This is a genomic window from Cytobacillus oceanisediminis, from assembly GCF_007830235.1.
GTDB classification, from domain to species: domain Bacteria; phylum Bacillota; class Bacilli; order Bacillales; family Cytobacillaceae; genus Cytobacillus; species Cytobacillus oceanisediminis.
In genome coordinates this window covers 1-13,460 of the sequence record NZ_VLKI01000024.1, presented here as the reverse complement: position 1 = coordinate 13,460, position 13,460 = coordinate 1, and the positions used below count along the sequence as shown (strand labels likewise).

11 protein-coding genes and 1 pseudogene are annotated in these 13,460 nt (G+C 32.3%); all 12 read left to right on the top strand.

Features of this window, described 5'->3' with window-relative positions:
- Window positions 1-65: 65 nt before the first annotated feature.
- The gene (locus tag IQ19_RS24155; protein WP_144545973.1) at window positions 66-1,181 is read left to right on the top strand and encodes a DegT/DnrJ/EryC1/StrS family aminotransferase; all 1,116 of its coding nucleotides are present in this window, start codon (window positions 66-68) and stop codon (window positions 1,179-1,181) included.
- Entirely contained in the window at window positions 1,181-1,816 is a 636-nt protein-coding gene (locus IQ19_RS24150; protein ID WP_277875360.1) for a sugar transferase, read from the top strand. The genes IQ19_RS24155 and IQ19_RS24150 overlap by 1 nt, the downstream gene beginning before the upstream one ends.
- Window positions 1,817-2,581, top strand: a complete 765-nt coding sequence (locus IQ19_RS24145; protein ID WP_144545910.1) for a methionyl-tRNA formyltransferase — start codon at window positions 1,817-1,819, stop codon at window positions 2,579-2,581.
- Between the two features lie 83 nt (window positions 2,582-2,664).
- Complete coding sequence (locus tag IQ19_RS24140) at window positions 2,665-3,765, top strand: glycosyltransferase family 4 protein (protein WP_144545908.1); 1,101 nt, start codon at window positions 2,665-2,667, stop codon at window positions 3,763-3,765.
- Between the two features lies 1 nt (window position 3,766).
- Window positions 3,767-5,149, top strand: a complete 1,383-nt coding sequence (locus IQ19_RS24135; RefSeq protein WP_144545906.1) for a nucleotide sugar dehydrogenase — start codon at window positions 3,767-3,769, stop codon at window positions 5,147-5,149.
- Between the two features lies 1 nt (window position 5,150).
- Window positions 5,151-6,125, top strand: coding sequence for an SDR family oxidoreductase (locus tag IQ19_RS24130; RefSeq protein WP_144545903.1), 975 nt, complete (start codon window positions 5,151-5,153; stop codon window positions 6,123-6,125).
- Window positions 6,125-7,498, top strand: coding sequence for a phenylacetate--CoA ligase family protein (locus IQ19_RS24125; protein WP_144545901.1), 1,374 nt, complete (start codon window positions 6,125-6,127; stop codon window positions 7,496-7,498). Before IQ19_RS24130 ends, IQ19_RS24125 begins: the two co-directional genes overlap by 1 nt.
- A 26-nt stretch (window positions 7,499-7,524) precedes the next feature.
- Entirely contained in the window at window positions 7,525-8,745 is a 1,221-nt protein-coding gene (locus tag IQ19_RS24120) for a glycosyltransferase (protein WP_144545899.1), read from the top strand.
- 227 nt (window positions 8,746-8,972) lie between these two features.
- Window positions 8,973-10,103: a glycosyltransferase gene (locus IQ19_RS24115; protein WP_144545897.1), complete on the top strand. Its 1,131-nt coding sequence runs from the start codon at window positions 8,973-8,975 to the stop codon at window positions 10,101-10,103.
- Window positions 10,104-10,105: 2 nt separating this feature from the next.
- Window positions 10,106-11,476 carry an O-antigen polysaccharide polymerase Wzy gene (gene wzy / locus IQ19_RS24110; RefSeq protein ID WP_144545895.1) on the top strand — a complete coding sequence of 457 codons (1,371 nt, stop codon included), beginning with the start codon at window positions 10,106-10,108 and terminating at the stop codon, window positions 11,474-11,476.
- Window positions 11,477-11,562: 86 nt separating this feature from the next.
- Window positions 11,563-12,807 carry an oligosaccharide flippase family protein gene (locus tag IQ19_RS24105; protein WP_144545892.1) on the top strand — a complete coding sequence of 415 codons (1,245 nt, stop codon included), beginning with the start codon at window positions 11,563-11,565 and terminating at the stop codon, window positions 12,805-12,807.
- 435 nt (window positions 12,808-13,242) lie between these two features.
- Window positions 13,243-13,460 (top strand): annotated as a pseudogene (locus IQ19_RS24100) (IS110 family transposase); the annotation flags it as partial.

The following is a 13,460-nucleotide window of genomic DNA, read 5'->3' as shown; positions in this document are numbered from 1 at the left end:
AGTCCTAATCTACTAAAGTATTAACCTAATAAAGGAAGGAAGACTTGAAGATGGAGACTACAAAAGTGAATGAAAGAATATTTCTTGCATCACCACATATGAGTGATGAGGGTTATGAAATGCAATATGTACAAGAAGCTTTTGACACAAACTGGATCGCTCCTCTAGGGGAGAACGTAAATGGATTTGAAAAAGAATTAGCTACTAAAGTTGGTTCTAAATCTGCTGCCGCTTTATCTTCTGGTACTGCAGCAATTCATTTGGCATTAAGAGCTGCTGGTGTTGGAGAGGGGGATATCGTTTTCTGTCCTACACTTACTTTTTCTGCGACAGCTAATCCGATAATCTATCAAAATGCTATTCCTGTTTTTATAGATAGTAATTATGAGACTTGGAATATGTGTCCTAATGCATTAGAAGAAGCCTTTGAAAAATACCCAGAGGTAAAGGCAGTAATTGTTGTTCATTTATATGGCTTATCCGCAGATATGGATAAGATTATGGAGATTTGTAAGAAACATAATATTGCAGTAATTGAAGATGCAGCAGAATCACTTGGTGGTTACTATAAAGGACAGCATACTGGAACATTTGGTGATTATGGTATCTTCTCTTTTAATGGAAACAAAATTATTACTACCTCTGGCGGTGGAATGCTAGTTTCTAATAATGAAGAAAAAGTTGCTAAGGTAAGATTCTGGGCAACTCAGTCAAGAGATCAAGCGAGACATTATCAGCATAGTGAATTAGGGTTTAATTATCGTATGAGTAATGTTGTGGCAGGTATTGGTCGTGGGCAGCTTAAGATTCTAGACCAGAGAGTTGAAAAGAAGAAATATATTTTTGAGTTTTATAAGAGAGAACTTGGTGAACTTGACGGTGTTGAATTCATGCCAGTTAATGAATGGGATAAACCAAACTATTGGTTAAGCTCTTTAATTCTAATTGGTCAAGTTAGACCTATAGATACAATGGAGGCTCTTGAAAAAGAGAATATTGAATCTAGGCCAATTTGGAAGCCAATGCATTTGCAGCCATTCTTTAAGAAGTATGATTTTGTTGGTACAGATGTTTCGGAAAAGTTATTTGAGAATGGTGTATGCTTGCCATCGGATACAAAGATGACGGATGAAGACTTACAGAGAGTCGTTAAGATTATTAAAGGGTTGTGGTTGAAGTAATGAAAAATTCTAAAGGTGGTATTTATAAAAGGTTTATAAAAAGACTAATGGATTTCATACTTTCTTTTGTTGCTATTATAGTGCTTAGCCCAGTTCTGTTATTGGTAGCTATTCTTGTCAGAGTTAAGTTAGGTAGTCCTGTGCTGTTTAAACAAAAAAGGCCTGGACTGAATGAGAAGATTTTTATGATGTATAAATTTAGAACAATGACGGACCAAAGGAATGAGAATGGGGATTTACTTCCTGACAGTGTTAGGTTAACGAAATTTGGAAGATTCCTTCGTTCCACATCACTTGATGAACTTCCGGAGCTTTTTAATATTCTTAAAGGAGATATGTCCATTGTAGGTCCAAGACCACTATTGGTCCAGTATCTACCTTTATATAATGAACATCAAAAAAGACGTCATGAGGTTAGACCAGGTTTATCAGGCTTAGCTCAGGTAAGTGGTAGGAATGCTATTTGCTGGGAAGATAAGTTTAATTTAGATGTTAATTATGTTGATAATGTTAGTTTTATGAATGATTGGAAGATCATCTTTTCTACTATAAAAAAGGTCTTTGTTAGGGAAGGTATTAACCAAGAAGAACAAGCAACAGTCCAATACTTTACTGGGAACTCGGAGGATATATAAATGAAAATTATTTTTATGGGAAGAAAGAAATATTCTGCAGAATTATTAGAATGGACATTGTCCCAGGGGGTTGAAATAGTAGCTGTTGTTACTGATTCACATTTTTCAAATTCACCAACAGCTAAAAAGGCAACTGAATTAAAGATACCTGTAATTTCTATGGAAGAAGCTGAAGAAATTCTTAATGAGTCGAACCATAATATTGATTTAGTAGTTTCTTATTTATTTTGGAGAAAGATTAAAGAGCCCTTAATTAGTGGACCGAAATATGGCTGTATTAACTTCCATCCAGCTATTTTACCTGATTGGAGAGGTACAGCTGGGTATAATATAGCTATCTTAAATAAGCTTAAAGAATGGGGAGCTACAGCCCATTATGTGGATAGTGAAATCGACACCGGAGATATTATCCGTACTTTTAAGTTTAATTTTGACTATCGGATTGAAACAGCAGCAACTCTAGAAAAGAAGACTCAAGAAATACAAGTTGAACTATTTAAAAGTGTTATTTTAGATGTATTGTCCAATGGTAGAGTTGAATCTATAAAACAAGAAAGTAATCAAGGTGTATATATATCTAGAACTGAAATGGAAGAAATGAAGAAAATTAATATAGAAGAAGATGACATTGATTTAAAGATTAGGGCATTTTGGTTTCCGCCTTATAACGGAGCGTATATTGAGGTTAAAGGAGAGAAATACACCTTAATAAATGAATTTATCCTTAAACAGTTAAAAGACAAGGATAGTACTTCAAATGCTTAGTAAAAGAGAGAATTCACCACTATATTTATCAAATTGAAATAGTTTTTGTTACAGAAGAAGTGTTTCAACGAGGAGAGTCTTAAATGAAAATTTTAGTTTTGGCTAATTTTGGTATGGGTTTATATAACTTTAGAAAAGAACTCTTAGAAGAACTAATAAATAATAAAAATGAGGTTTATATTTCTTTGCCTAAAGATGAATATGTGCCAAAGTTACAAAAGCTAGGATGTAAATTTATAGATACCCATATAGATAGACGAGGAACTAATCCATTAAAAGACCTTAAGCTTTTGTTTCATTATATAAAAATTATTAAGGGAATTAAACCTGATATAGTGCTCACGTATACTATTAAACCAAATGTATATGGTGGAATTGCATGTAGAATTACAAAGGTTCCTTATATTGTTAATATTACAGGACTAGGTACTTCTGTTGAAAATAAAGGGTTGATTCAAAGGCTGACAAAACTACTATATAAAATAGGATTAGGAAATGCGTCTTGTGTTTTTTTTCAAAATGAATCAAACATGAAATTTTTTACTGATAATAATTTGTGTACGAATAAAACGAAGTTAATACCTGGTTCAGGTGTGAACCTTAAACAGCATAAGTTTGAGGAGTATCCTTTAAATGATGGGAACATTAGATTTCTGTTCATAGGGCGGATAATGAAAGCTAAAGGAGTAGATGAGCTGCTCCAAGCGGCGGAAATCGTGAAAGAAAAACACCCTAATGTTAATTTTAATCTAATTGGCTTTTCTGAAGAAGATTATAAACAGAAGTTAGATGAGTTTGAGAAAAAAGGCGTTATTAAGCAACTTGGTCAACAGGAAGATGTACACTCATTCATTAAGTATTCTCACGCAACGATCCTCCCTTCTTATCATGAAGGTACAGCAAATGTGTTACTAGAGTCAGCAGCAACAGGTCGTCCTGTATTAGCCTCAAAAGTACCAGGGTGTTTGGAAACTTTTGAGGATGGACAAAGTGGTCTTGGATTTAAGGTTAGAGATGTTGAAAGTTTAGTTAATGCAATTTTAAATTTTATTAGATTACCTTACGAACAAAAAAAAGCAATGGGGATTGCTGGGCGTAGAAAGATGGAAAATGAATTCGATAGAAAGATTGTAATTAATGCTTATATGGATGAAATTCACAAAGTAAAAGGTGAGGAGAACTAGAATGAACTTATATGAAAGAATTGTTAACCACGAAGAAAAAATCTCATTAGTAGGTCTGGGATATGTTGGAATGCCAATAGCAGTTGCTTTTGCAAAAAAAATTAACGTAATTGGTTTTGATATTCATAAAGAAAAAATAGAACTATATAAGAGCGGAATAGACCCAACTAAAGAGGTCGGTGATGAAGTAATAAAGAATACTACCGTAGATTTTACTTCAAATGAATCAAGACTTAGAGAAGCTAAGTTTCATATTGTAGCTGTACCAACACCCGTTAGAGAAGATCGTACTCCAGATTTAACACCAGTAAAATCTGCAAGTCGGACACTTGGTAGAAACTTGACTAAGGGGTCAATTGTGGTCTTTGAATCTACTGTCTATCCTGGTGTAACGGAAGAGGTTTGTGTTCCTATTTTAGAGAAGGAGTCAGGATTAACATATGGAAAAGACTTTAAAGTTGGATATTCTCCTGAAAGAATTAACCCAGGTGATAAAGAACATAGGCTAGAAACGATTATCAAAGTAGTTTCAGGCATGGATGAGGAAACCTTAGATATCGTTGCAAAAGTATATGAGTTAGTTGTAGATGTGGGTGTATATAAAGCAGAAAGTATAAAAGTAGCAGAGGCTGCTAAAGTTATTGAGAATGCTCAACGAGATATAAATATTGCATTTATGAATGAACTTTCAATAATCTTTAATAAAATGGACATTGATACAAAAGCAGTACTTGAAGCAGCAGGTACAAAATGGAATTTCTTAAAATTCCATCCGGGACTAGTAGGTGGTCACTGTATAGGTGTAGACCCATACTATCTAACATATAAAGCTGAACAAATGGGATATTACTCTCAGATTATACTCTCTGGAAGAAAAATAAATGATGATATGGGTAAATATGTTGCTGAAAGTACTGTAAAACAAATGATAAAGGCTAATAAACAAATTAATGGTGCAAAAGTAGCAATCTTTGGTGTGACATTTAAAGAAAATTGTCCTGATGTCAGAAATACAAAAGTGGTAGATGTAATTAAGGAACTAGAAGAATACGGTATTGAGGTAAAAGTTGTGGATCCTGTAGCAGACAAAGAAGATTTGTGGTACGAATATAGAATAAACCCTTGTACTTTTGATGAGATAAAAGAGGTAGATGCTGTAATATTTGCAGTTCCACATGATGAATTTAAGACTTTAACCTTGGGCGATGTGAAAGTGATGTTTGAACCAACAGGATATATTAACGATGAGGTTATGAAGGAAATTGCTGCAACATCGGAAATTGAAGTACAAGTTAATAGAGAAAATTGTGTATTGATGGACATTAAGGGTATATTTGACAGAAAAGAAGCAGAGCAAAAGGGCTTTAAATATTGGAGGTTATAAAATGGGGTATGAAGATTTAAGGTTTCCAGAAGATAGTAAATTTTTAGTAACTGGTGCTGCTGGTTTTATTGGTTCCAATCTAGTAGAAGCAATACTACAACTAGGTTATAAAGTGCGAGGGCTTGACGACTTCTCTACCGGCAAGAAAGAGAATGTGGACGAATTTATAAATAACCCTAATTATGAATTTGTTGAGGGTACTATTCTTGATCCTGACACATGTATTACTGCTTGTGATGGTATAGATTATGTATTGCATCAAGCTGCATGGGGGAGTGTACCAAGAAGTATTGAAATGCCTCTGTTATACGAAGAGATTAATATCAGAGGTACTTTAAATATGATGGAGGCAGCGAGGAAGAATAATGTTAAGAAGTTTGTTTATGCTTCAAGCTCATCGGTGTATGGTGATGAGCCTACTCTACCAAAAAAAGAAGGAAAAGAGGGTAATTTATTATCACCTTATGCACTTACCAAAATGGTAAATGAGGAGTATGGAAAGATTTATACAAAGCTATATGGTTTAGATACTTATGGCCTACGTTATTTCAATGTATTTGGTAGAAGGCAGGATCCTAACGGTGCATATGCAGCTGTTATTCCAAAATTTATTAAACAATTGCTTAATGATGAACAACCAACAATTAATGGTGATGGAAAGCAAAGTCGTGACTTTACTTATATAGAAAATGTGATTGAAGCAAATCTTAAGGCTTGTAATGCTTCTCAAGAAGCTGCAGGACAGTCATATAATATAGCTTATGGAGGAAGAGAATTTTTAATTGATATTTATATGCAGCTATTGAATGCATTAGAAAAAGACGTTCAGCCGATTTTTGGACCGGATCGCAAAGGTGATATTAAGCATAGTAACGCTGATATTAGTAAAGCTAAGGAAATGTTAGGTTATAACCCAGATTGGAGTTTTGAGCGAGGAATTGAGGCGGCGATTCAGTGGTATAAGGAGAATTTGTGATGGGATTACTAGAGAAAATATATGATAAATCACCGGTGTTTTTCCAAAATTTGATGGTATCAATTTCAGGATATCAACGAAATATGTCTCGGTATGGAAAGGTTTACTATCAACACTTAAAATTCCTATCAGAATTTGATAAATGGAGTATAGAAAAGAAACTAGATTTCCAACTTAAAGAGTTAGTAAAATTTATTAAATATGCAGTTGACCATAGTAAGTTTTATAGTAAGTTATACGAGGGTATTGATATTAATTCCATTAGTAGTCTAGAAGATTTGAAGAAGTTACCTGTAGTTGATAAGGAAATGTTACGTAAAAATATTGATGACGTATTTACAATACCTCACAAAGGTTCAGTAGAAGGTCATACCGGAGGAACGACAGGAAAATCACTTGTGGTATTATTTACACCTGAAGATATGATGAAAAGAATGGCAATGCTTGATCATTTTAAAGCTCGTGTTGGGTTTGAACACAGAAAGATGAAACGAGCAACGTTCAATGGGAAACATATCATCCCTCCAAATCAAGTGAAAAAAGTATTCTGGAGATATAATGCTGCTTGTAAGCAAATGATTTATTCTTCATTCCATTTAACTGAAGAAAATATAAAGTATTATGTCGAATCTTTAAATAAATTTAAACCTCTTGCAATAGATGGATTTTTTATGTCTATATGTGATATTGCAGGATATATTGAACGACATAATATTGAATTAAAGTTTACACCTGTTGCAATTTTTCCAACATCAGAAACTTTAACAGATTCGGGTCGGCAATTATTAGAACGTGTTTTTAAATGTAAAGTATATGATCAATATGCTTCTAGTGAAGGTGCCCCATTTGTTACAGAGTGTAAAGATCAAGAGTTGCATATGGAACTTACATCAGGTATATTTGAACACTTTGAATATGGTAGTAATGAAGTAATAGTTACAAGTTTTACAACACATGGCACGCCTTTAATTCGCTATAGAATTGGTGATTCAATTCTTTTAAGTGATAAAAAAAATCAATGCAAATGTGGTTTGGAAGCACCTGTAGTTAAGGAAATACAAGGACGAAAATTAGATTTTTTATATACAGCAGAAGGTGCAAAGATCAATGGTGGAAATGTTGCAAACTTATTCAAAAATATGCCTAATGCATTAATTAGAGCTCAAACGATTCAGGATAAAATAGATGAAATTACTATAAAACTTGAAGCTGACAGAGAACTATATAAAGCCGAGTATGATGATCTTTTAAAAGATGAATTTATTCATAAGTTTGGCAAAGGAACAAAGATTAGAATAGAACATGTCGATGAAATTCCAAGAGAGAAAAGTGGCAAATTTAGAATGATAAAAAATAATGTGAAAGTCCTTTAAACTGAATGAACGTTGGGTGTGATAATATGAAAGCTTTATTTTGTTATGATGGGCCATTAAGGAAAGATAAAGATGGGAATTATTACGGGATTGCGTTAAACAATGATATGTTCTCACGTTATTTTCAGATTGCGGATAGCATTACCGCAGTAATTAGTACACAAAACATCAATGAGGAAGAGATTGCAAACAAATATTCAAAAATAAACTTAAATAATTTTCAAGTAATTTCTACTCCAAAGCTTTCTTCATTGAATGGTATTTTATTTAATCGGGCTCTAGTAAAGAATGTTATTAGTGAAGAAATAAATAAATCAGACTTTCTAATAGTACGTCTCCCAAGTATTATTGGGAATTTAAGTATAGAAATTGCAGAAAGTTTAAATAAACCATATTTTGTAGAAATTGTAGGTTGTCCGTGGGATGCCTACTGGAACCATAGTTATAAGGGAAAATTAATTGCATTACCGAGTTACTGGGCTATGAAAAAGTCAGTGAAAAATGCACCATATGCTCTTTATGTAACAAATCAATTTTTACAAAAGAGATATACATGTAAAGGAAGAACAATTGGTTGTTCAGATGTATCATTACGCCCATTAAATGAAAGTGTCCTAGAAAAACGGTTGCATAAAATTAAGAATATGAAAAATGGAGACCCAATTATTATAGGTACTACAGCAGCTGTTAATGTAAAGTATAAAGGACAAGAGTATGTAATTAAGGCCATTTCAAAATTAAATAAAGAAGGTTACAATTTTAATTATTATCTTGCAGGTGGCGGTGATAAAAGTTACTTGCAATCACTTGCAGAAAAGTATGGTGTTATTGATAAAGTTATATTTTTAGGAACATTACCACATGAAAAAGTTTTTGAGTATTTAGATGAAATTGATATATATATTCAACCAAGTAAGGTAGAAGGTTTGCCACGTGCCTTGGTGGAGGCCATGAGTAGAGGCTGTCCCTCTCTAGGATCTTTAACTGGGGGAATTCCGGAATTATTAAATAAGAAGCTTATTTTCGATAAAGGGTCAGTTAATGAAATCTATAATTTACTTAAAATGATTGACAAAAAAATAATGTTTGAAGAGGCTAACCGTAGCTTTGAAAAGGCAAAAGAGTATAATAAAGAATTATTAGAGAAGAAAAGAGTTACCTTTTATCATGAATTCATAAAAAGTATTAATAACTACCAAACCTGCACAGAAAAAAATGATTTTTTAAAAGTAGAGGGCAATAAATAATAATGCAAAAATACCGGTTTAATTATTTTATCTAGAAATACTATCAGCCCTATTATGAATGGTAGTTTGTTTAAAAAAGGAAGAGTGTAAGGTTATCTCAATAGAATAGGTGTTAATGTAGATACTACTGAATTATTTAATATTTATATTGGTATAAAGTATTGAAGTAACTATTTATTTCCTTTTTTGGATCTATTCAGTAATTAGTTTAAAGGGGTATTTTACTAATGGAAAAAAGAATTCGTGTTTTACACATTTTTGGCCAAATGAGCTATGGTGGAGCTGAAATCCGGACTATAGAATTAATGAAGAGTTTAGATAGAGACAATTATCAATTTGACTTTTGTACTCTTTCAGGTAAGCAAGGAGAATTAGACGATACCATCCGTAATTTAGGAGGAGAAATCCTGCCATGTAATTATAGAAGTGTTAATTTCCCTTTTAAATTTAAACAATTACTAAGAAATAATAATTATGATGTTGTACATTCTCATGTACACACTTTTTCAGGGTTAATATTAAAATTGGCTAAATCAGAAAATGTAAATAAAAGAATTGCTCACTTTCGAAGTAGTGAGGACAATATGGATTATAGTATTAAAAAAAGATTACAAAGGTCTATTATGATTAATTGGATAAAAAAATATGCTACAGATATAATTTCAGTTAATAAAGGATCACTAAATTCGGTTTTTGGACATAACTGGGAAAAGGATTCTCGGTTTAGAGTGATATATAATGGGATAGATACTACTAACTTTTCAACTCATACAATAGATGATAGTAATGAATTAAGACGAAGGTATAATATATCAGACAATACCAAATTAATAACACATGTTGGCAGATTTGTGGAGGCTAAAAATCACATAAAAATATTAACTGTATTTAAGAAGTTTTTAGAGTATGAGCCTAATACATTACTGATGTTAGTTGGTAAAGGTAGTAATGAAATTGAAGGAAAATGCAAAAGGATGGCTAAAGAATTAAAAATTGATGACAAAATTATATTTGTTGGAGTAAGTGATGATATACCTAATATTTTGTTATCATCTGATTTATTAATATTCCCTTCTATATGGGAGGGACTCCCGGGAGTTGTACTAGAAGCGTGTGCAGCAAAACTACCAGTATTAGCAAGTGATTTAGATGGGATTCGAGAAGTCGAACAGTATTTTCCTGAGTTAATCCATTGTTTACCTGTAGAGTTATCTGATGAGCTATGGGCCAAGAAGGCATTTTATATTTTAAATTCTAAACAGAAAAGTAACAGATTCAATATGTCATTTGAAAATAGTATTTTCACAATCCATAAAAATCTAGAAAGCTTGTATAATATATATGGGGATAAATTGTAGAAATGGACACAAATTTGAAATCAAAAGGAATAAACTTAAAACTAATCTACATTGTAATGATAATATTTTTACTATTGTTATTACAAATATTTATGTACTTTAATGGTCCGTTATGGAGTAATATATCTGTTAATTATATAGGAATCTTGTCACTTCTATTTGCACTAATATATATAATTTTTGATAGAAGAATAAACATTATTAGTTTTATTGGAGCGTATTTTTTCTATTTATCAATAACTCATATGGGTTTTCCAATCTCAGAATTATTAAGTGCAAATCCTTTTGAAAGTTATAAATATTGGGATATTGACTGGTATTATTCTCAGGGTGGGCAAAAGAGTATTTTGCTATCAGGAATAGGTATCTGTTCTTTTGTTATTGGAATTGCAATTTTTAATCAAATTAAAAAAGTTCAACCGAAAAATATCGATATAAGAGTATCTAAAAACAAATATATATATATGCTAGGTATATTTTTACTTATCTTTAGCTTAATTTATTTTCTATATGTCTCGTTGTCGGGTAGATTGGTTTTTTTTAGCGAATATGGAGCTTTTAGAGATAGCATGTCAAAATTAAGTTTTTATCCGTGGATTCTTTTATTTTTTTCAACCGGATTAGCATTTATATCTGCAACAGGAAATAGAAAACAAGTCATAACTGGTTGGTTAATTTTTTCACTCTTTGCAATACCACTGTTATTTTCAGGAAATAGAGGAGAAGTCTTTTTTCCAATTGGTTCTGCATTGGCTGTTCTAGGTTATAGAGGTCTAAAAGTTAATGTGAAAATTGTAGGAAGCCTCTTTTTGATATTATTTCTTCTAATCCCTTTTATTAAAGAGACTAGATCTTCAGGATTGACTAATATGGAGAGTATTGAAATTGATATCGGAATAACAGATCCAATAACCGAAATGGGATTTACGCTTAGACCATTGACACATACAGTCCAATGGATTGATCAAGGAGAACCTCTTGGTTATGGAGTTTCATATTTTTTGCCATTGCACAGATTGTTAGGGAAAATTCCTGGTATTGAGGAACGACCTCTTGCGGGTAATAGGGCCTATTTTGATGAGAGGCTTCCTGGTTTTGGGTATTCCGTAATTGCAGAGGCATTTTTTAATTTTGGATTGCTTGGAGTAATTGTGGTTATGTTTCTGATTGGAGTAGTAATAGGATTTTTTAATATAATGGTTAAGGGCTCCTTTCAACTTGCTCTATTTGGAGGCATTGTCGCTATAATGCTAAATAATATTAGAAATACGTTTCTTTTCGTACCTGGCCATTTGATTGTAGTAACGACTTTAATACTCTTAACATATTTCATGTCTCAATTTGCACTAAAAAAGCGAGTAATTGATCGGTAAAATTTAATGGGAAAATATAGTTGATATAACTGTCTTAATATTTCTGCGATATGTAAAAGTATACTATAGGAAAAGAATTGATAATAATGTCAAATGTTAAAGGTCTATCTCTTAAAAAAAATTTTTCTTGGAATTTAATAGGAAGTTTAGTTTATGCGTTTAGCCAGTGGATAGTATTGGTATTAATTGCTAAACTAGGAAATCCGGAAATGGTTGGAATATATTCACTTGGTTTAGCAATTACAGCACCAATAATGATGCTTACAAATTTACAACTAAGAGCCGTGCAAGCTACGGATACAACGAATGAATATTCAATTAACGAATATTATGGTTTAAGAATAGTAACTAGTTTCTTAAGTATTGTGTTTTCTTTAATAGTTATCTTTATAAATGGTTACTCAATTTATAAGTCTTTCGTAATTTTCCTCATATTAATTTCAAAAGTACTGGACTCCTATAGTGATATCCTTTATGGCTATTTACAACAAAGGGAAAGAATGGATTATATAGGAAAGTCTAGAATAATTAAGGGTATTGTCACATTCTTAGTAATGTGGATAGCATTACTTACAACAAATGATTTGATTACTTCATTAATTATACTAAATGGTTCTTGGCTTTTAATATTTATAGTTTATGATAGAAAAAGTGTTAAACTATTTATTGAAAATATTACACCTAAGTTTAACATAACGACACAAAAAAAATTGGCGATTTTTGCATTACCTTTAGGGATAGTGGTTATGTTGGGATCTTTAAATACAAATATACCACGGATAATTATTGAGGAATACTTAGGTGAAGTTAAATTAGGATACTTTGCTGCAATTGCATATTTGATGGTAACTGGAGGGATACTGGTTAATTCTTTAGGTCAAGCAGTAGCACCAAGATTGGCTATGTTATTTAATAATAATATGCATCGTGAATTAAAGAGTCTTCTATTTAGAGTAGTTTTAGCTGGCCTTTCAATAGGGATAATGGGGACTTTCGGAAGTATATTTTTTGGAGAGATAGTATTAAAAATAATATATGATAACTCTTACTCTAATTATAATGATATATTTATACTTGTTATGATTGCTGCAATTTTTGACTATTCAGGTTCGTTTTTGGGGTATGGTCTTACTGCTATGAGAATTTTTAAAGTTCAGCCATACTTAGGGTCTATTGGAGTATTATCAAGTTTAATATTTGCACTTATATTGATACCTTTAATCGAGCTAAGAGGCGCTGCTTATACCATGATTTTAGTCTCAGTAATTCAATTCACACTTAAGCTATTAGTTTTATTAGCAACCTTAAAGAAGCATCGATTAAGTAATTAAAATGGAAAGGAGGGGCGCACTTTGTATTCTATTAAATTTGTAGAAACTAACTCTTCTCTAACCGGGCTCTGAGCAACCTTTAGTGTCCTATTCCTTTCCTTTAGCCAATTGTGAACTTATAGGGTGGCCAGGGGAAGTGTGGGATTATTAAAGGAGTTCAAGGCCATATAGTTTTGCTCTTGACGCTGCCAGTTTTCAGTTTCAATAAGTTTGAGGAAATAATCTCGGTTACTCGCCCCTTATATTTCTGCCCAAATTAAATGAATAAACACAGCACATTTTTTTCAAGCATCCCCTATCCAATTTTAAGAAGAAGGGGGCCTAGTGTAGTAAATAGATCAAAATCATAAAAAAGACCACCGTTTTCAATGTAAAATGGAAGTACCTATCACAGAACTTCCAATTACTAAACCTCACCACAAGGAGTTGAAAACGATGGTATATACACCATTCAATCATATTCAAGGGAAAAACGGAAGTCGATGGGCTAAATTTATTCGGGAAACAGGAGCTGATCATCTATTAATTGTGGCAATAGACGCAGCTAAGTTTACACATAAGGCAATGCTGAGTTCCTTTTATGGAGATATCTTGGTTCGACCGTTCGATTTTGATGCATCGATTTCTGGTCTTGAGTTGGTTAAGAAAAAGAT